This is a genomic window from Burkholderia puraquae (assembly GCF_002099195.1).
GTDB lineage: Bacteria > Pseudomonadota > Gammaproteobacteria > Burkholderiales > Burkholderiaceae > Burkholderia > Burkholderia puraquae.
Window position 1 is genome coordinate 93,219 of record NZ_NBYX01000015.1, and the last position, 19,809, is coordinate 113,027.

General features: G+C 64.1%; 14 protein-coding genes. 10 read left to right on the forward strand and 4 right to left on the reverse strand.

Features of this window, described 5'->3' with window-relative positions; genetic code table 11:
- Nucleotides 1–312: 312 nt before the first annotated feature.
- Together B7G54_RS25875 and B7G54_RS25880 are read left to right on the forward strand one after the other, a co-directional pair.
- Nucleotides 313–1,194 carry an endo alpha-1,4 polygalactosaminidase gene (locus B7G54_RS25875; RefSeq protein WP_165765622.1) on the forward strand — a complete coding sequence of 294 codons (882 nt, stop codon included), beginning with the start codon at nucleotides 313–315 and terminating at the stop codon, nucleotides 1,192–1,194.
- A gap of 291 nt (nucleotides 1,195–1,485) precedes the next feature.
- On the forward strand, nucleotides 1,486–2,622 hold the full coding sequence (locus B7G54_RS25880; protein WP_425266522.1) for a TIGR03364 family FAD-dependent oxidoreductase: 1,137 nt from the start codon (nucleotides 1,486–1,488) through the stop codon (nucleotides 2,620–2,622).
- A gap of 240 nt (nucleotides 2,623–2,862) precedes the next feature.
- Here the strand turns inward: B7G54_RS25880 and B7G54_RS38275 are convergent, their stop codons facing one another.
- The 4 genes from B7G54_RS38275 to B7G54_RS25895 are packed head-to-tail and all read right to left on the reverse strand — an operon-like array spanning nucleotide 2,863 to nucleotide 6,547.
- Nucleotides 2,863–3,120, reverse strand: coding sequence for an aldehyde dehydrogenase family protein (locus B7G54_RS38275; RefSeq protein ID WP_244289427.1), 258 nt, complete (start codon nucleotides 3,118–3,120; stop codon nucleotides 2,863–2,865).
- A 7-nt stretch (nucleotides 3,121–3,127) separates the two neighbouring features.
- On the reverse strand, nucleotides 3,128–4,333 hold the full coding sequence (locus B7G54_RS25885) for a hypothetical protein (protein ID WP_085041655.1): 1,206 nt from the start codon (nucleotides 4,331–4,333) through the stop codon (nucleotides 3,128–3,130).
- 29 nt (nucleotides 4,334–4,362) lie between these two features.
- The gene (locus tag B7G54_RS25890) at nucleotides 4,363–5,046 is read right to left on the reverse strand and encodes a hypothetical protein (protein ID WP_244289428.1); all 684 of its coding nucleotides are present in this window, start codon (nucleotides 5,044–5,046) and stop codon (nucleotides 4,363–4,365) included.
- 19 nt (nucleotides 5,047–5,065) lie between these two features.
- On the reverse strand, nucleotides 5,066–6,547 hold the full coding sequence (locus tag B7G54_RS25895; protein WP_085041657.1) for a double zinc ribbon domain-containing protein: 1,482 nt from the start codon (nucleotides 6,545–6,547) through the stop codon (nucleotides 5,066–5,068).
- 1,072 nt (nucleotides 6,548–7,619) lie between these two features.
- Here B7G54_RS25895 and B7G54_RS25900 point away from each other — a divergent pair.
- The 8 genes from B7G54_RS25900 to B7G54_RS25935 all read left to right on the forward strand — a co-directional run bounded on the left by B7G54_RS25900 (nucleotide 7,620) and on the right by B7G54_RS25935 (nucleotide 19,391).
- A complete protein-coding gene (locus B7G54_RS25900; RefSeq protein WP_085041716.1) occupies nucleotides 7,620–9,101 on the forward strand; it encodes an NAD-dependent succinate-semialdehyde dehydrogenase in 1,482 nt (493 codons plus the stop codon).
- A gap of 29 nt (nucleotides 9,102–9,130) precedes the next feature.
- Entirely contained in the window at nucleotides 9,131–10,297 is a 1,167-nt protein-coding gene (locus B7G54_RS25905) for an iron-containing alcohol dehydrogenase (protein ID WP_085041658.1), read from the forward strand.
- 52 nt (nucleotides 10,298–10,349) lie between these two features.
- Nucleotides 10,350–11,813 (forward strand): flavin-containing monooxygenase, encoded by a 1,464-nt coding sequence (locus B7G54_RS25910; RefSeq protein ID WP_085041659.1) that lies wholly within the window; start codon nucleotides 10,350–10,352, stop codon nucleotides 11,811–11,813.
- A 12-nt stretch (nucleotides 11,814–11,825) separates the two neighbouring features.
- Nucleotides 11,826–12,809: an alpha/beta hydrolase gene (locus B7G54_RS25915; protein WP_085041717.1), complete on the forward strand. Its 984-nt coding sequence runs from the start codon at nucleotides 11,826–11,828 to the stop codon at nucleotides 12,807–12,809.
- A 167-nt stretch (nucleotides 12,810–12,976) separates the two neighbouring features.
- A complete protein-coding gene (locus B7G54_RS25920) occupies nucleotides 12,977–14,599 on the forward strand; it encodes an AMP-binding protein (protein WP_085041660.1) in 1,623 nt (540 codons plus the stop codon).
- A gap of 475 nt (nucleotides 14,600–15,074) precedes the next feature.
- A complete protein-coding gene (locus B7G54_RS25925; protein ID WP_085041661.1) occupies nucleotides 15,075–16,565 on the forward strand; it encodes a flavin-containing monooxygenase in 1,491 nt (496 codons plus the stop codon).
- 33 nt (nucleotides 16,566–16,598) lie between these two features.
- Nucleotides 16,599–17,549, forward strand: coding sequence for an alpha/beta hydrolase (locus tag B7G54_RS25930; RefSeq protein WP_085041662.1), 951 nt, complete (start codon nucleotides 16,599–16,601; stop codon nucleotides 17,547–17,549).
- 222 nt (nucleotides 17,550–17,771) lie between these two features.
- Nucleotides 17,772–19,391 carry a GMC family oxidoreductase gene (locus tag B7G54_RS25935; protein ID WP_085041663.1) on the forward strand — a complete coding sequence of 540 codons (1,620 nt, stop codon included), beginning with the start codon at nucleotides 17,772–17,774 and terminating at the stop codon, nucleotides 19,389–19,391.
- Nucleotides 19,392–19,809: the final 418 nt, after the last annotated feature.

Sequence of the window (19,809 nt, forward strand, 5' to 3'; positions counted from 1 at the left end):
TCGCGACGAGATTTCCCATGGTCTCCGACCTCCGCGACCGGCAACCGGAGGAATCGCCGAGTGCATGCGTTGAACGGCAACTGCCACTCGAATGCGAGCCGATCTGCAGGATCGCAGCCGCCGTGCCGACAAAAATCGACAAATCGGAACAGATGGGCGTGGTGTTCACGCCTACCATCCGGACATGCCTCGTGCATTCCCGCACCATTGCTCCACCGCAGCGTCGGCAGATACACCGCCCGCATCCCGCTGCACGTGTCCTCCACGCTTCCTCGCATCCTGACCCGCCGCCCAACAGGCAAAGGATTCGCCGTGTCCGCCAGATCGTTCGCTTCATTCGTGCTGATGCTGCTGCTTGCCGCGTGCGGCGGCGACTCGGATTCGTCCGTGCCCGGCAGCGCCGTCGCGGCGGCCTCGGCGCGCGCGTCGCAAGCCGCCGCGTGGAAACCGCTCGTGCCCGGCACGAGCTGGCAATGGCAGATTGACGGCAACCCGATCAACGAGAAGGTGCTGGACGGCGTGAACAACCCGCGCAAGATGTTCGATGTCGACATGGAGCTGACCGATGCCGGCACGATCCAGCGCCTGAAGGCAAAGGGCATCTATGTCGTCTGCTACATGGAGGTGGGCGGACGGGAAGACACCCGCGGCGACGCCGGCAAGTTTCCGGACAGCGTGCTCGGCAACCCCGTCGAAGGATACGAGGATCACGAACGCTGGCTGGACATCCGCCAGACCGCGATCCTGATGCCGCTGATGCTGGCGCGTCTCGACCAGGCGAAGAAAAAGGGCTGCGACGGCATCGAGCCGGACCTCGACGACAGCTATCGCCAGGAAACGGGCTTTCCGCTGACGCGCGACGATCAGTTGCGCTACAACACGGCGCTGATCGCCGCCGCGCACGATCGGGGGATGTCGATGGGCCTCAAGAACGGCTCGGGTATCGCAACTGCGATGGCGAAAGTGGCCGACTGGGCGCTCAACGAGCAATGCAACCGATTCCACGAGTGCGACGACTACGCGAGTTTCATCGCGCTGAACAAGGCCGTGTTCAATGTCGAGTACACGCGTCCGGACGGCATGACGCTCGCGGATTTCTGTCCGGCGGACAACCGGGCCAACTTCGATGGCATTCTGAAACTGTCGAGCGATACGCTCTCGGCGCTGCCGCGCGCGGCCTGCCGGTTCGAGTGAGCGGCGCGAATGCCGCGCGTGCGAACGCGGCGGGCCGCCCGGTCGACGCGTGCCATCCTCGCTTGTCGAAATGGCAAAATATGCCAATTCATGCTGTTTTGTGGTTTTTCACGCGGATGTCATTTCGCGTCGCGATAGTGCGGGATCGGGCGACAGTCCGGGAGCGAGCGGCGCGAGCCGCGTCCGTTCGCAACGCTCCCGGGGAGGCGTCCATGGGATACAACGAGCGGCAACCCATGCGCACGGCTGCCGACGCGGCGGCGTGCCTCATCTCGACAGAAGGAACGTGCAATCGTGAACGCCATCGCAGCGGCGGCTTCTTATGACGTGATCGTCGTCGGCGCCGGCATCGTCGGCCTCGCACATGCCTATACGGCGGCACGCGCGGGGCTGCGCGTCTGCGTGATCGAACGCGATGCCGCATGCGTGGGCGCGTCGATCCGCAATTTCGGCTTCGTCACCGTCACCGGGCAGCACGCCGAACACAGCTGGCGGCGTGCGCGGGCGAGCCGCGAAGTCTGGGCGGCCGTCGCGCCGCAAGCCGGCATCGACGTGCTTCACCAGGGCCTGCACCTGATCGCGCGTCGCCCCGAGGCGATGCACCTGATCGATGCCTTCATGCAGACCGGCATGGCCGACGGCTGCCGGGTCATGACGCCCGGCGAAGCGGCGGCCGTGGCGCCGGCGCTGCGGCTGGACGGCGCGCAAGGCGTGCTGCACAGCCCGCATGAACTGCGCATCGAACCGCGTACCGCGATCGGGTTGCTGGCGTCGTGGCTGGCGGAACGCTTCGGCGTGCGGTTTCGCTACGGCGAGCTGGTGCACGAGGTACGCACGCCGTCGGTGCGAACGTCGCGCGGCGTGTTGCACGCGGAGCGCGTGATCGTCTGCGGCAATGCGGACAGCCGCCACTTGTATGGCGGCTGGTTCGCGCGGCACGAAGTGCGGCTGTGCCAGTTGCAGATGCTGCGCGTGCGGCCGCGCCGCCCGCTGGCGCTGCGCGCCGCGGTGATGAGCGACCTGAGCCTGCTGCGGTACGCGGGTTTCGCGGCATTGCCCGCCGCCGGCGCATTGCGCACGCGCCTGAACGCGGAGGAGCCCGTGTGCCTCGGTTACGGCATCCACCTGATCGCGGTTCAGAGTGCCGACGGCAGTCTGGTGGTGGGCGATTCGCACGAATACGGCGCCGCACCGCTGCCGTTCGCGACGCAGGAGATCGATGCGCAGATCCTGCGCCTGCTGCGCGAGACGCTCGATGTGCCGGAGCTGGATGTCATCGAGCGCTGGACCGGCAGCTACCCGTCGGCAGCCGATGCCGATTGCGTGATCGAGGCGCCGGACGACGCCACGCGCGTGGTCGTCGTGACGAGCGGTGCCGGGATGAGCACGGGCTTCGGGATCGCGCAGGACGTGTTTGCCGCGTGGTGATGGCGTGAGCAAGCGCGTCGCGCAGTCGCCGGGTTCGCGGGATTTGGGGGATTGGGAGATTCGTGCGGCAGATGATCGACGGGGCCGCCCGCGCCGTGCTGGTTGGGCTTGTCGATAACGCACGTCCCTGACAGGCAGGCCTGTCTGCGTGGCGGTCATCCGCGACACGGCGCACAAGCCGACTGCGGCCGTCGCGATATTGCGGCGATTGCCCCCGCCGCTCGGCGGCGGGGCATGCCTTCATCGCATGAGCCTGTTCAACGCTCGTGCAGGTTTAGAAACTGGCCCGTCGTGCTGATCACGGGGGGGCCGCGTTTCCAGATACGGGGCCCGCGCGTCGAAGCCGATTTCGCGCCCCCGGCCGCCGGCCTTGAAACCGCCGGACGGCGTCGGCTCGCGCAGGCACGAGCAGGTGTTGACCCGGGCCATGGCGGTGCCGATGCGGTTCGACACGCGATGCGCGCGTCCGACATCGCGCGTCCAGCGGCCCGTGGTCATGCAGCCGTCACGCGTGACGGCGGGCACCGCATTCGCCGCAGAACAGGTCGTCGGCGGCCATCGGCTTGTGGCACTGCGCGCATGCTGCGGCCTCGTCCGCGGCGGGCGAGGCCGTATCCGACGCCGGCAGCGAAGCCGTGCCCGCCGCGCCGGCGGCGTGCGAGTCGCGTGCTTTCGCGAGGCGATCGGCGGCGCGCTCGCGTGCCTGTTCGGCGTGGCGTTTCGCGTCCGCGACGTGCTGGCTCAGTTTCTCTTCCGTCGCGGAGAAATCGACGCCGCTGATCGTCTGCAGATAGATGAGGCACGTGCCGTTGACGAACGTCAGGAACGGAATCACGAGGCCGATCGCGAACAGCAGGCCGTTGCCGAAGCCGTACGCACCCAGGTAGGCCATGCTGCGGTAGTCGAATCCCCCCTCCGCCGCACCCGCGCCGAGGCCGTAGGCGCCCATCCCGTATGCGCCGGCGTGCCGGCCGAAGCCGCCCAGGCCGCCAAGCGTGCCCATCAGGCCGCCCAACGGGCTGGTACCGGTTGCCGCCGAGATCGACGACGCGATCGCGGCGCCTGTGCCGAGAATGCCGAACACGATCGCGGACAGGACGCCGACGAGCAGCAGCAACCCGAACATCCTGACGATCACGCCGAGCAACTGGCGGCGGCCGATCTGCAGCAGGCGCGCGGCGGTCTGCAGCGTCGAGTTGCCCTGCCAGATGGCGGGCGCGGCGAGCGGATAGCCGACGTACCACATGCCGGCGAAGATCGCGCCCGCGACGATCGCCGCGAGCGGATACGCGATCGCATACAGCAGCGGGCCGAGGCCGGGGATCTTGCAGACCAGGAACACGATCAGCAGCGCGAGCAGCAGCAGTATCCAGCCGAGCGCGAGCAGCACGCCGATCCCGAGGAGGCGGTGAACGCTGAAGGTCGCCTGCAGCAGCGCATCGACGAACCCGACCGACTCGCCCTGCGCATCGCGCATCAGCACGATACCGACCGCGGAATAGCCGATCAGCGAGATTGCAAAGGTTGCGATGATGAACAGCAGGCCGAGCACGGGGCTGTGACGGAGCACCTGGATCGTGAGCATGCCCATCAGCATGCTGGCGACGATCGCGAAAGCGCACATCGCGAGTGCGCGCCAGTTCGTGACCGCCTCGGCGGCGCGCAGCAATCCGAACTTCCCCGACACGGGGGCTTGATCGAGCGTTGACATCGTTGAATCTCCTTGCTGGTGCGGGCCGGTCAGTATGTGGTGGGGGCGTCGAGCAGCGCGACGACGGTGACGCCGTCGACCTGCGCGAGCTGGATGCTGGATTGCCGGATCGAGCCCGGCTTGCCGTTCAGGTAGACCTGGCTTTTCAGCGTGTACGTGCCTTGCGGCGCACCCGACGGCAGTTTCAGCGTGAAGCTGTTGTCGAATTCGCCGCTGCCCGGCGTCGCGTTGACGATCTTCTCGCCGCGCTTGAACTGCTCGCCCGACGGCGCGTAAACGGTCACGACTTCCTTGACTTCCTGGACGGGCTCGTTCGTGCCGGACACCGCGCGAATCTGCGAGGCCAGCCTGATCGGCTCGCCGGTCTTGACGGCCGAGCGCGGCGTCACGACGGTACTGTACGCATCGATCTTCGCGTAGGGCGGCAGGTTGTTGCGGTTGTTCGCGCGGTAGTCGCGATCGACTTCGGCCGCCGTCTTCGTCTGCCGCGTCGCCACTTCGATCACGGCGCATGCGGCGAGCCCGGCAACCGCGCCGCCGATTGCGCCCTTGGTGCCGCCGATCAGCGCGCCGACCAGCGCGCCGCCGGCGCCGAGCGCCGTACAGCGCAGCACGGATTCGGACGAGATCCCGCCGCTTCCATTCTGGGTAGCGCAGCCGCTGGCGAGCAAGGTGGCCGCGCAGGCCGCGGCGAGGGTTTTCTGGATTGTCATGTCGGTCTTCTCCGGCGCTTCATTCAAGTGTGCTGTTGTTGCGCAGTGCATCCATCTGCCGCGCCTTCGCCTTGTCGATGAGCGTCTTCGCCGGGCGGTTGCCGGGCTCGATCGCCAGGACGCTTTCCGCTGTCGCGATGGCCTTGTCGTACTGGCCGCGCGACAGGTCGCCCTGCGCGCGTTTCAGCAGGCCGTCGACCGCGGGCGCGGCTGAGTTGGCCGCCATGGGCGGGCGGACGGGCGGTATCGGATGCGGTTTGCTGCGCGGTGCCTCCGCAACGGCGGCAGGTGCGGTTGGCGCGGGCGTGTCGTCCTGCAGTTTCGCGAAGGGCGACGGCTGCTGCGCGCTTGCAGATGCCGGCGGCGCGTTCGACGTTGGCGGTGTCGCGGGCACCGAAGTCGTCGCGACATTCGTCACGACTGCCGGGCCCGAGGCGGGTGAGGTCATGGCTGCGGCGGCGGTGGCCGTATCGATCGGCGCGGACGCCGGTGCGTCGGCCGGCGTCGTTGCAACGACCGCGCTGGCGGTGACGGAACCGGGTCCCGCGATGTCCGATGCGGCGCTGGCCGTGGCGGCCGGAACCGTGGATGCGGCGACCGGTTCGGGCGTCGCAGGTGCGCTCGCCAGGCGGCCGTGCCACCAGAATGCGCCGCCCGCGCAGGCGACGATGACTGCGACGCCGGCTGCAATGATCTTGAGTTTTGCCGGCGTATCGTCGTTCGTCGTGGCGGGCTGCGGTATCGGCGGGGGCACCGCGCCGGATTCCGGACGCATGGATGCTGCCGAAGCCGACGGGGTATCGGCATCCGGTGCGTCGTGAGGCTCGGCAGCCGCATCGACGGCGTTCGTTTCGTCGTTGGCAAGCGCCCCTTCGGTGTGTGCCGATGCGCCCGCACGCACGGACCGCACATCCGTGACGATGGGCCGGACATGCGACGCAGCGACTGCATCGCCGCGATGGTCTGCTGCCGCCATGTGCGCGGCGGTTGCTGCCTCATCTTGCGATTGCAGCGGCGCGCTCGCGCGACCCGATACCGTATCGGCAATGCCCGCGACGTGCGAGATGTCTTCCAGCGGGGTGTTCGCTGCCGGTGATTCGACGTCGATGTCCGTCCGCCGACCTTGTGCGTCGGCGGTGTCGCGCGCAGGCTCGTGAGCCGATTCCGCGGCAACGCATGCGGGTTGCTGTGCCGACTCGTCTGGCGGCGCAGGCACCTCGACCTCGATCGCGCCGGCGTGATTTGCCGATGCGACGGGCGTCCCGCACTTGTTGCAGAAACGCTGGCTCGGCGTCAGGGCGGCGTGGCAGCGCCGGCACGGCGTGCCGGCCGCTTCGGTCCGGATGGCCGCAACCGGTGTTCCGCATTGCTTGCAGAACTTGAGCCCGCCGGGCAGATCGGTTCCGCAGTGGGTGCACGCAGTCATAATTAAGTAATCCTCTTCTTTTGATCGATCGACGCGACGGCGCCGTGCGAGCATGCGCACGTTGGTCGGAATCACGGGATGGCGGCGTACCGGCCGCGCGCTACGAAGGCGAGCGACGCGGAACGGATCGCTCAGCGCGGGATATCAGTCGGAATTGAGGCGGCCGCGCGGGAAGTGCCGGCGTAGAGAAGAAGCGATCCGGCCGACGTGATCGGCACGTACGGCCCAACGGATCCGGATGCCCCGGTATTGAATGGCGAGTTCAAGCTTTCCCCGTTTCAGTCGCCGGATTGAGTCCGGCTGACTGTTTTCATTATTTGGATTGATAATACAAATGGTCTTCTGCAGCGGATATTACACTGAAATTACGAGGTTTTGCCATCCGCGAATCGCGTGACGGCGCGTGTCGTCGCGTGCAAACCTGACCGGATGCGCCGCGCGCACGGTCATCAGCCTGATGCCGTATTCATCGCCGGATCACACGGTTGCCCTGCTTGCCGTGATGCACATAGGTCGCGTTAACACGCGCTCTCACCCGATTGCGGCGGGCGGCATGCCACGCGCGCGCTCCAATCCCTTGAAGTTTCGACGCTTGCTCGAGCAACTGCAGTTGCCATCCCGTGATGGGATTCACATGTCGATCGAACGGCTGCACTGGCCGGGCAAATGTCCGCCCGCCTTTCAAGGCAGGTAGCGTCACCTTCGCTCGGGTCGCCGCCGAAACGATCCGTCGGATTCTCGTTGCCAGCGCAGGCCCGAGCGATCCGACAGTCCGGCTGTCGCAACCTGCCGCGCCCATCGCCCATCGCCCAACGAGGCACCGGCAGCCCGTGGAACTACCAAGTTGCCGTAAAAAATGGTTTATGGTCAAATGACCATGTCAAATGATCTGCATGTTTGTTTCATCCCCAATTGGAAGTCACCGCTCGAGCGCGGACTTTCCCGGAGTGGGCAACATTTTGCGAAGGCTTCCGGGTGGCGCGGCAATTGGCGTACACCGGCCACTTGAAGTCAGGCGAAATCTTGGGAGATGGAGCAGGCGTACGCGTATTGCCGCCTGGGCAGTTTTCGCCTGCCGGCTGAACGCGCTTCGGTTGAAAAACAAGAATTTCTGGAGACGGTGCTCGTGGATGAAATGCACAGCAGGATGAACCAAGCGATTGACCCCTCGGCGCTACGCGCCCGGCTGCGAGACGGCGCCTTGCTGGAGACGCGCGCGTGGCTTGCGTCGGGATGGGAGGCGGGCACGGATGGCCGTTCGTTTCCCGTAACGAATCCGGCCACGGGTGAAATCCTGGCCCGCGTGGCCAGCCTCGGCGCGGCAGAGGTGGAGCAAGCCATTGCATCGTCGGCGCTTGCACAACGAGGCTGGCAGAAACGAACCAGCCACGAGCGCGCGAAGATCTTGCGCGCGTGGTTCGACTTGATCATTGCGAATGCGGACGATCTCGCATTCATCATGACGTCGGAGCAGGGCAAGCCGCTGGCAGAGGCCCGCGGCGAAATCATGTATGCCGCATCTTTCGTGGAGTGGTTCGCCGAAGAAGCGAAGCGTGTCTACGGCGACGTCATTCCTCACCCGCAAGGCGACAAGCGCATCCTTGTCATTCGTCAGCCGATCGGCGTGTGTGCCGCGATCACGCCGTGGAATTTTCCTGCCGCGATGATCACGCGCAAGGTCGCGCCAGCACTGGCTGCGGGCTGTTCCATCATCGTGCGCCCGGCAGACCTGACGCCGCTGACGGCGCTTGCGCTTGCCGTGCTGGCCGAGCGAGCCGGAATTCCGGCGGGTGTGCTTCAAGTAGTGTGCGGCCCGTCGCGCGAGATTGGCGCGGCCCTTACGGCCAGCCCGATTGTGCGCAAGCTTTCGTTTACCGGTTCGACCGAAGTCGGCCGCGTACTCATGAGCCAGTCGTCCGGAACGATCAAGCGGCTTTCTCTCGAGCTCGGCGGCAACGCCCCTTTCATCGTGTTCGACGATGCGGATCTCGACGCAGCGATCGAAGGCGCGATGGCGTCGAAGTACCGGAATAGCGGCCAGACCTGTGTTTGTGCCAATCGCTTTCTTGTCCAGGCAGGCATTTACGACCGCTTCGTCGACGCACTCGCGCGGCGAGTCCAGGCGCTCGAGGTGGGCAACGGACTGGAGCCCGGGGTGCAGCAGGGGCCGCTGATCCAGAAGTCCGCCTGTGACCACCTGAATCAGCTGATTGACGATGCAGTAGGCAAGGGCGCACGAATCGTCACCGGCGGGAAAGGCCATCACCTAGGGGGCACGTTTTTCGAACCGACCGTGATTGCCGATGCGACGCCGGCCATGCGTCTCGCGCGCGAGGAACTCTTCGGGCCCGTCGGCCCGGTGTTCCGCTTCGACGATGAGGCAGAGGCGATCGCGATGGCCAACGACACCGAGTACGGACTGGCCGCCTATCTCTATACACGCGACCACGGCCGCATCTGGCGTGTCGGCGAGGCACTCGAGTACGGCATGGTCGGCCTGAATACCGGCGTGATTTCCAACGAGGTCGCCCCGTTCGGCGGGGTAAAGCAATCGGGCCTTGGCCGTGAGGGTTCTCGTTATGGGATCGAGGAATACCTGGAAATCAAGTACATGTGTACCCAGGTCTAACTGCCAACGTCTGCATCAAGGAAACGTCAATGGAAATGTCCCCGCAGTCGATGCTCTTCGAAACTGTTCCGTCCATTCTCCAGGAATGGGGCTGTGTGCGCCGCCTGGGTCAGGTGATGGCGGCATGGACGGATCGCCGTCATGTCCTGATTGTTACCGACGCAGGGCTGCACAAGGCCGGCATGCTGGAGCCGGCGAAAGCGTCGTTGGCGGCCGAGGGATTCCGCGTGGCGGTTTTTGACGAGGTCGTGGCCGACCCGCCGGAGATCGTGGTCTCGCGCTGCGTCGAGTTCGCGCGCAGTGCCGAGGCAGACGTCGTCATCGGCCTGGGTGGCGGCTCGTCGATGGACATCGCAAAACTGGCTGCCGTGCTCACCGTCTCGCAGCAATCGCTCGCGGACATGTACGGAATCGGCAACGTTCAGGGGGCGCGCCTGCCATTGGTGCAGATCCCTACCACGGCGGGTACCGGGTCGGAAGTCACGAACATTTCAATCGTTTCGGTTAACGAAACAAACAAGATGGGGATCGTCGCCCGTCAACTGTATGCCGACCGGGTGATCCTGGACGCCGAACTGACGGTCGGTCTGCCGCGCAGCCATACCGCGGCAACAGGCATCGACGCGATGGTCCACGCGATCGAGGCCTATACCAGCAAGCACAAGAAGAACGCCATCTCCGATGCCCTCGCTCGTGAGGCGCTGCGATTGCTGGTGAGCAACCTGATCCCGGCTTGCGAAAATGGCGAGGACCGGCGTGCACGAGAGGCAATGCTGCTGGGCGCCACGCTGGCGGGACAAGCCTTCGCCAATGCCCCGGTGGCTGCGGTCCATGCGCTGGCGTATCCGTTGGGTGGCCATTTCCATATCCCGCACGGCTTGTCCAACGCGTTGATGCTTGCACCCGTGCTGCGTTTCAACGCAGTGGCGGCCGCTGCGCAATATTCGGAACTGGCAGACGTCGTAGGCGCGGGTGGAAAAGGCGATGCCACCGAGCGTACGGCGGTGTTCATCGAATTCATGGACAACCTGATGGACCGGTCCGGCGCACCGCGTCGTCTCCGCGACGTTGGGGTCACGCATTCGAGCCTGCCCACCCTGGCAGCAGATGCGATGAAGCAGCAACGCTTGCTGTTGAACAATCCCGTCGTCGTCACGGCTTCAGACGCATTGCGCCTGTATGAACAGGCCTTTTGAACCGAGGCAGGCAAATCCGTAGTCGCAGTCACGTAAATATAGAGAGTGCACCGTGAACAATGTAGAAAGGATTGAGCACCACGAGGTCGTCATTCTGGGTGCAGGCTTCGGAGGCCTCGGAATGGCTGCCCGCATGAAAATCGCGGGCATCGACGACTTTGTCGTGCTGGAGAAGCGCCCCGATCTCGGTGGCGTCTGGCTGGACAATTCGTATCCCGGTGCAGCATGCGATACCGAATCGCACCTGTATTGCTACAGCTTCCACCCGCATTTGCGCGTCAGCGCCATGTATGCCGGCAGGAATGAACTGCTCAATTATCTGAAGTCGCTTGCCACGCGGTTCGCGCTGACAGAACACCTGCGGTTCAACTGCGAGATCCGCAGTGCCGAGTGGGACGCAGGTGCAAGCCTCTGGCGGTTCGAGCTCAACGACGGTTCGCGGTTGACCGCTCGCTTCTTCGTGCCGGCGTGGGGCCAACTGAACCGCCCGATGATTCCGCCGGTGCGCGGCCTGACGAGTTTCAAGGGAGACTATTTCCACTCGGCAGCGTGGCGTCATGATGTGGACCTGGGCGGCAAGCGTGTGGCAAGCATCGGAAACGCGGCAAGCGCCGTGCAGTATGTGCCGGCCATCGCGCCGAAGGTCGCGCACCTTACGGTGTTCCAGCGAAGCGCAAACTGGATCATGCCGCGCAATCAGATCGTCTTCCCGATCGAGCAGCTCGATGCGTACGAGCGTGAGCCTCATCTTTTCGAAGAAAGCCGGAAATCGCTGCACGCTTTCCGTGAAGCGGGGTTCGAGCGTACACGGATGGGTTCCAATGCGCAGACGGAGGGCAAGAGCCTGGCGTTGGCGCATCTGCATCGCCAGGTGTCCGATCCGGTGCTCCGCGAGCAACTGACGCCGGACTATGAATACGCGTGCAAGCGGATCCTGCGATCCGACGACTACTATCCGGCGCTCATGCGCGACAACGTCGCGCTGGAAACGGCGGGCGTAGAGGCGTTCGTCGAGGACGGTATCGTGACCCGGGACGGCCGTGTTCTTCCGTTCGACGTGATCGTATTCGGAACGGGATTCGAGAGTCAGGCATTCCAGGGCAGCCTGCAGGTTCGCGGGACGGACGGCACGTTGGCACAGGCATGGGCAGACGGCCCGGAAGCCTACCTGGGCATGACCGTGCCGGGCTTTCCGAACATGTTCATGTTGTATGGGCCGAACACGAACCTGAACCACAACTCCATCGTTTCGATGCTCGAGATCCAGCAGAACTACATCATCGACGCGATCGGTGGCATGGCTGCGGCTGGCGTGAAGGCGGTGGACGTCGACAGGGCCGTGTTTGACGAATACAACGGCAAGCTGCAGTCGGCGATGGCCGGTTCGGCGTTTTCGGCGGGCTGTTCGAGTTGGTACAAGAACGCGCAAGGCAAGGTGATCAACAACTGGCCCGGCACGGTGGACGAATACCGCGCGGCGACGCAATGGGATCAAAGCGTGTTCGCCGCGATCTGAGCGGGGATGCACATGACCTCAGTGCATTGGTTGCCGCTGACGGAAGTTGCCGAAGATGCCCGGGACGCCGTTCGGGCGTTCCGCGAGCTGGGCGGGCGGCACTACGGCAGCTTTTCCGTCGACCAGTCGCGCGTGAACTTCGTGCGTGCCTGTGAATTGAACGGCATCACGGGCAACGAGGCCGTTGCCCATGACGACATAGCGGTTCCCGTAGCGGACGGCAGCATTCGGGTACGGCTCTATCGGCCGCCCGGCGGGGATCGCGTCGAGGGCAAACCACTGGTCGTCTTCATTCACGGCGGCGGATGGGTGATCGGGAGCGTGGACACGCATGACGGCATCTGCCGTCATCTCGCACGGCATGGCGGCTGTGCTGTCGCTTCGGTGGAGTACCGGCTATCGCCGGAGCACCGGTGGCCGGGCCCGCTCGAAGACTGCGAGCGGGCACTGGGCTACCTGATCGCCCACGCGCCTGCGCTCTCCATCGACGCGTCTCGCGTGATCCTGGCGGGTGACAGCGCTGGCGGCAACATGGCGACCATCATCGCCAATGCGGAATCGGCAGCGGGTTCCGCGATCATCGGGCAGATCCTGTTTTATCCGGTGACGGACCTGACGGCGTCGCTCCCGTCTTATCGGCGCATTCAAGGGGGATTTCCGCTTGTCGCCGAATCGATGCTTTGGTTCCGGGATCACTACGTGCCGGCCGGCACGCCATTCGATCTGCCACGCCTGTCCCCGCTGCTGCATGCGGAAGGCCGGCGGCAGCCGCCGATGTTCATGGCAACGGTGGGGCTGGATCCGCTATGCGACGAAGGCATTGCCTACGCGTCATGCGCGGCACGCGCCGGGAGCAAGGTCGAGCATCACCATCTGCCCGGGCATCACCACGGCATCGTCACCGCGGCCCGCAATATCGCGGCAGCGAGATATCTGCTGGATCGTGCAGCTTCCTTTGTTCGGCGGCTTGCCGGAAAAGACGGTTTCGAGGTTTGACGCTTTGACCTTCGAGCGGGCTGGCGCATCGACGTGTGCCGCGGCCGGCCTGCGACGAGTTCGCCGGGGATGACGCTCGCGTGGTTCGAGGCGCCGCGGCTGGTTCACGAGCGCGATGAGGGGATGGGCGTCGCGCCACTATTCAAATGGGACAGAGGAGAGTGGGTATGGAAAAGATCTGGATTGGTGCCTATCCGCCGGAGGTTCCGGCAGAGATTGATTCCAGCGCGTATCGAAACGTCAGTGCCTTGATTGAAGAAAGCTTCGGCAAGTTTCACGCGAATCCGGCGTTCGCGTGCGACGGAAAGCAGATCACGTATGGCGAGCTCGACGCCATGTCTCGATCGCTGGCCGCATGGCTGCAATCGCGGGGGCTCGAGCATGGTGCGCGCGTCGCCATCATGATGCCGAATGTGTTGCATTACCCGGTCTCGATTTGTGCAGTCCTGCGCGCCGGCTACGTAGTCGTCAACGTCAACCCCCTGTATACGCCCCGCGAACTGCAACATCAGCTGAACGACAGCGGCGCGGAGGCGATCGTCATTCTCGACAGCTGCATTGCAACGCTGGACGCCGTCATCGTGCACACGCAGGTGAAGCATGTTCTGATTGCCACGCAGGACAATGCTTGCGCCACGGAGCAGACCTCGAGCCCGCATACGACATTTGACGATGCGATTGCGGCGGGACATCGGGGCAAATTCGTACCGGCTACCCGGTCACCGGATGACGTCGCCTTTCTCCAATATACGGGGGGGACGACCGGGGTGTCGAAAGGCGCGACGCTGTTGCATCGGAATATCGTCGCGAACATATTGCAGATGGACGCCTGGTTCGAGCCCGCTCGCGGTTGGCGCCCTGACGTGACGCAGTTCGTCACGGTGGCGGCACTGCCGATCTATCACATCTTTGCGCTCAGCGTTTGCTGTCTGTTGACGATGCACATGGGCGGGCTTTGCGTGCTGGTTCCGAATCCGCGTGACATCGGCGGGATGATCAAGTCGCTCGCCGGATACAAAGTCACGACCTTCCCGGGCGTGAACACGCTCTACAACGCGATGCTCCATCATCCCGAATTCTCGCGCCTCGATTTCTCCAATCTGCTGCTGGCCAACGGCGGCGGGATGGCCACGCAAGAAGCCGTCGCAAGGCGCTGGAAGGAGATGACCGGCGCGCCGATCATCGAAGGGTACGGGCTGTCCGAGACATCACCCTGCGTCACGACCAATCCCGTGGCGCGCGGCGAGTTCAATGGCACGGTTGGCCTGCCGTTGCCGTCCACCGAAATCTCGATCCGGGACGACGACGGCAAGGAATTGCCGCCTGGCGAAGCCGGAGAGCTGTGCATTCGCGGTCCGCAGGTGATGGCGGGTTACTGGCAGCGACCGGACGAGACCGCGAAGGTGATGACCGCAGACGGCTTCTTCAGGTCGGGTGACATTGCGTCGATCTCCGAGGATGGATTCGTGCGAATCGTCGACCGCAAGAAGGACATGATTCTCGTGTCCGGTTTCAACGTCTACCCGAACGAGATCGAAGAGGTCGTTGCCAAACACCCTGGCGTATACGAGGTCGCGGCTATCGGCGTGCCCGACGAGCATTCCGGAGAGGCCGTCAAGCTGTTCGTGGTCAGGAAAGATCCCGAGCTGACGTTCGAAGACCTGATGGTGTTCTGTAAAGGCCAGCTGACGGGCTACAAGCGCCCGAAAAGCATCGAGTTTCGCGACAGCCTGCCCAAGAGCAACGTCGGGAAGATCCTTCGGCGCGAGTTGCGGGTGCCGAACGATTGACGGCATCGACAGGGGCGATGCCGGAAGGGTGAGCGGCCCGCATCGCACGTCTGCGAACCTGCACGGGAATGGCGAGACAGGAAAAGTCCGTCGCGCGCCGGCGCCTGGCGCGACGGTGCATCAGGGGCGCCGTGCGGCCGGCACAAGACCCTGCAATCCGCGCAGCCGATCATGTAATGGAAACCCCTGATTTAAATTGTCCCTCGACTGCATAAGACTGGGAACCGTGTAACTTGGTCAATTGATCATGTTCGAGGTGCCCGGTCAAACCGGGAGGCGCGTGCCAATGACCTGCGTGCATGTCAGGTCGGGTGAGTAGGCGATCTTCCCTGGCGTTGTCTCGTGCCGGTTTGACGTGTTGTCGCTGGCGTACACGTTCGGGCGGCTCTTTGCTGCATAGTCAAATGACCAAGTCGGGTGATCTTGTCGTGAGACTTTGCGGATATTTTCAATAACGGGTCATCGGAGGGATCTCATGACTAAGAAACAAACGGATTCGTGTTCGCCTGAGCACGTAGAAGTACTAATCATCGGGGCCGGAATCTCGGGGATCGACGCCGCCTGTCATCTCCGCATGCAGTTGCCGGGTCGCTCGTTCGCCATCCTGGAAGCCATGGACGGATTCGGCGGTACGTGGTGGACCCATCGCTACCCCGGGGCGCGGTCCGACAGCGACCTGTACACGTATGCGTTCGGATTCCGCCCGTGGCAGGGCCGTTCGATCGCCACGGCGGAGGAGATCCACGGCTACCTGGGAGAGGTCATCAAGGAATATGACCTCGGCTCGAGGATCCGTTACGGGCATCGTGTCCTAACGGTGAGCTGGTCGAGCGAACAGCAGCGCTGGACGGTCGAGGTATCGCGCAACGATACGGGCGAACACTTCTCGATGACCACCGACTTCCTGTGGCTGGGGGCCGGGTACTACGATCATCGTCGGGGCTTCACGCCCAAGTGGAACGGCTTCGATCGATACAAGGGAACGGTCGTTCATCCGCAGCACTGGCCGGAAGACCTCGACTATGCCGGCAAGCGGGTGGTCGTGATCGGCTCGGGCGCCACCGCCGCGACGCTGATTCCGGCGTTGGCCGGCACCGCGGCGCATGTGACGATGCTTCAACGGTCGCCCACGTTCTTCACGGCCGTTCCCTGGACCCACCAGCTGGACGCCACGCTGCGCGAACTGAACCTTCCCGAAGAATGGCGGGCCGAGATTTTGCGGCGTGCGCACCTGAAGCAGACGTTCGACCTGATCAATCTGTCTGCAGCGAACCCGGACGCCGTTCGCGACTGGCTGATCAACGAGATCCGGCAACAGCTGCCGGAAGGGTTTGACGTCGACAAGCACTTCAATCCCAGCTATCGCCCGTGGCAGCAGCGCGTGGCTGCGGTTCCGGAGGGCGACCTGTTCGCGGCCATCCGGGACGGGAAAGCCTCCGTCGTGACGGACACCATCGAATCGTTCGACGAAAGCGGCATGACGTTGGCGTCGGGCGAGCGCCTGCAGGCGGACATCGTCGTGACGGCGACCGGCTTCGACATGAGCGCTTTCGGCCAGATCGCCTTTCATATCGATGGGGATCCGGTCGACATGACCAAGCGGGTCTCGTATCGGGGAATGATGATCGAAGGTATCCCGAACATGGCGTTCATCTACGGCTACTACCGGTCGAGCTGGACGCTCCGCGCCGATCTCGTCTGCGAATTCACCTGCCGCGTACTTGCGCACATGGACAAGGTGGGTGCGAAGACGGTGGTGCCGTGCCTGCGCGCCGAAGACGCCGACATGCAGCGGCTGCCCTGGACGGACCCGAACAATTTCAACGCCGGATACGTCATGCGGTCGCAACACCACATGCATTTGCGAGGGGACCGCATGCCGTGGCAGCACCACTTCGAGTATGAGGAAGAGCGCAAGACCATTCCGGAATTGAGCCCGGATTCCGAAGTCCTCGTGTATCGCTGATCCCTGAGCAACGTCCGATTACAAGGTGATGTTATGGCACTCGATTTGCACCTCGCTGGTTTTCTCGAATCCTTTGCCGGGTCCGGCGCGAAACCGCTGCCGCAGTCAACCCCGGAAGAGGCGCGCGTAATGATGCAGCATCTGGCTCGCGCCGTTCGCGCACCGGAATCCGTTGTCGGCGTTCACAGCGTGGAAGACCTGACCGTTCCCGGCGCGGCCGGACCGCTGCGCGCGCGGCTCTATCGTCCGACCCGGGACCGTCATCTGCCGACGGTCGTTTATCTCCACGGGGGCGGGTTTGTCATCGGCGACCTGGATACCCACGACAACATGTGTCGAGAGCTGGCTCGTGGCGCGAACGCGGTCGTTGTCTCGGTGGATTACCGGCTGGCTCCCGAGCATCGGTATCCGGCCGCGGCGGACGACGCGATTGCCGCAACCAGGTGGGTGATCGCGAACGCCGGTGAGTTGGGCGGAAACGACATCGTGGCGGTGGCTGGAGATAGCGCTGGCGGCAATCTTGCGGCGGTCGTGACCCAGCAACTGCACGCCGAGGGAATTTCGCTGTCCGCCCAGTTCCTGATCTACCCCGCGGTCGCGCAAGACCGCTCCGCCTTTCCTTCGTTCAAGGAAAACGGTGAAGGCTATCTGCTCGACCTCGAGACGATCGCCTGGTTCGATCGACATTACGTGCTCGACGGTACGGACAGGCAGGATGCGCGACTGGCCCCGATCCATGCGAAGGACCTTGCCGGGTTGCCGCCTGCGGTCATCCTCACCGCGGAATTCGATCCGTTGCGCGACGAGGGCGAGGCCTACGGTCGCTTGCTTCACGCAAGCGGCGTCAAGGTCGAAACGATCCGGTGCGACGGCATGCTTCACGGGTTCTTCGACATGGGGGCGATCTCCCCGGGCGCGCAGGCGTGGATCGAGAAGGGTATTGCGAGTTTTCGAAAGGTGCTCGGCAGCGCGCAGCACCATTGATACGTTGGCGGTAGCGACCTGATTTCGCTGTTCGCCATTTCGTGGCCGCACGCGGTTCGATGGATGACCTCCAACGTTGCCGATGCGGCCGCGCAGTTCTGATGCATGGCGGAATGAAGCCGATTGCGCAATGGCTCGTTGGGGCCGTGACGCGAGTGGTGGAATCGATGCATCAGGTAGTTGCTTGTGAAGCGTTCAAGCACCTATCCAGGACACGGACCCGTGAAGAATTCATTCGATTATCTTGTTGTAGGCGGCGGCTCGGCAGGCAGTGTGCTGGCTTCGCGTTTGACCGAAGACCCTGATGTGACGCTGTGCCTTTTCGAAGCCGGCGGCACCGGTGACGGATGGCCGGTCAACGTGCCGGCCGCGTTGGTGCTGATGATCCCGTCCCGATTGAACAACTGGGCGTTCGAAACCATTCCCCAGAAAGGGCTGCTGGGGCGACGCGGCTACCAGCCGCGCGGCAAGGCGTTGGGCGGATCGTCCGCGATCAATGCGATGGTGTACACGCGCGGCCATCATGCCGACTACGACGACTGGGCTGCGCTCGGCAACGAAGGCTGGGCCTGGAACGACGTGTTCCCCTATTTCAAGCGAAGCGAGCATAACGAGCGTCTCGGCAATGAATGGCACGGCCGTGGCGGCCCGCTTTGGGTCAGCGATCTCAGGACAGACAATCCGTTTCAGGCGCGTTGGCTGGAGGCCGGACGACAGTGCGGCCTGCCCATCACGGACGATTTCAACGGTGCGGAGCAGGAGGGCGTCGGCATTTACCAGGTGACCCAGAAGAATGGCGAGCGCTGGAGTGCGGCACGTGCCTATCTTTTTCCGCACATGAAAGCGCGCGCCAACCTGACGGTGGAAACCGGCGCGCAGGTCAGGCGCATTGTGTTCGACGGTAACAGGGCCGTTGGCATCGAAGTCACGCGTGCAGGGACGGTCGAGACGGTCTGGGCCAAAAAAGAGGTGATCCTTTCCGCGGGCGCGCTTCAATCGCCTCAGTTGCTCATGTTGTCCGGCGTCGGGCCGAAGGGCGAACTCGAGCGTCACGGGATCAAGGTCGTAGCCGATCTCCCGGGCGTTGGAGAGAACTTGCAGGATCACCCGGATATCGTTGTCAGCTACAAGACGAATAGCCTGGACGCGCTCGGCGTATCGGTACGCGGCGGCGTCAAGACGCTGAGCGATATCCGGCAATACCGGAATTCGCGAACCGGTACCCTGACCACCAATTTTGCCGAAGGCGGCGCCTTCCTGAAGACGCGCCCCGATCTGGACCGGCCGGACGTTCAGATGCACTTTGTCGTTGGGCCGGTCAGCGATCACGGAAGAAAGTTGAAGCTTGGACATGGTATTTCCTGTCATGTGTGCCTGTTGAGGCCGAAAAGCCGTGGATCGGTCAAGCTGCGAAGCGCGGATCCGCTTGATGCACCGTTGATCGACCCGGCATTCCTCGAGCACGCGGATGATCTCGATGTCCTGGTCGAGGGATACAAGCTGACCCGGCGGTTGATGGCGGCGCCCGCCATGTCGGCGTTCGTGACGGAGGATGTGTTCGCGTCCCGGTCGCGATCGGACGAAGACATTCGTGCGTTGCTGCGCGAGCGGACCGACACCGTGTACCACCCGGTAGGGACGTGTCGCATGGGCAACGACGCGCTCGCCGTCGTCGACGCTCAATTGCGGGTACGGGGAACGGAGGGCTTGCGGGTCGTTGACGCCTCGATCATGCCGACGCTGATTGGTGCAAACACGAACGCACCCACGATCATGATTGGAGAGAAAGCCTCGGATCTGATTCGGAAGATCTCCCGATTCCCGGGCGCGACGCCGACGTGACGGTCGGAGACGCGGTTTGACGGGGCCTTTCACGTGCCGGCATTCGCCGGCACGAATGCATCAAGCGTGCAGGGTATGCGCGGCGACGTCCGCAGCCCGAAGGCCAGGGCTCGCCGCCGGTTGAGTCAGGGCGGGATGCTCCCGGGGTATTGCGAGCGTTCTCGCATCAAGCACGTGAGCGGCGCGGCCCGGTGACGCAGCCAGCCGCCGATCATGAAAGCATCGTCGCTCATTGGCGGGCAATGCGAGCAGGAGGCGAGACATGTCGCCACCGGCGGCTGAGCGCCAGGGTGGCGATCTAGGTGCGCGAATAGCGACCGGAGAAAGCCCCGTGCTTGCTACGCGGCAGCGCGCTGCAGCACCCGACGAACCATCGCTCGGCGTCCGGCCCAGGCCGGGTGCGGGAAACGTTCATCAT

Bases quoted from the DNA above. Each gene is read 5' to 3' on its own strand.
- B7G54_RS38275 (WP_244289427.1), bottom strand. From the start codon at position 3,120: ATGACCACGGGCCGCTGGACGCGCGATGTCGGACGCGCGCATCGCGTG.
- B7G54_RS25885 (WP_085041655.1), bottom strand. From the start codon at position 4,333: ATGTCAACGCTCGATCAAGCCCCCGTGTCGGGGAAGTTCGGATTGCTG.
- B7G54_RS25890 (WP_244289428.1), bottom strand. From the start codon at position 5,046: ATGACAATCCAGAAAACCCTCGCCGCGGCCTGCGCGGCCACCTTGCTC.
- B7G54_RS25900 (WP_085041716.1), top strand. From the start codon at position 7,620: ATGAACCAAGCGATTGACCCCTCGGCGCTACGCGCCCGGCTGCGAGAC.
- B7G54_RS25905 (WP_085041658.1), top strand. From the start codon at position 9,131: ATGGAAATGTCCCCGCAGTCGATGCTCTTCGAAACTGTTCCGTCCATT.
- B7G54_RS25915 (WP_085041717.1), top strand. From the start codon at position 11,826: ATGACCTCAGTGCATTGGTTGCCGCTGACGGAAGTTGCCGAAGATGCC.
- B7G54_RS25920 (WP_085041660.1), top strand. From the start codon at position 12,977: ATGGAAAAGATCTGGATTGGTGCCTATCCGCCGGAGGTTCCGGCAGAG.
- B7G54_RS25925 (WP_085041661.1), top strand. From the start codon at position 15,075: ATGACTAAGAAACAAACGGATTCGTGTTCGCCTGAGCACGTAGAAGTA.
- B7G54_RS25930 (WP_085041662.1), top strand. From the start codon at position 16,599: ATGGCACTCGATTTGCACCTCGCTGGTTTTCTCGAATCCTTTGCCGGG.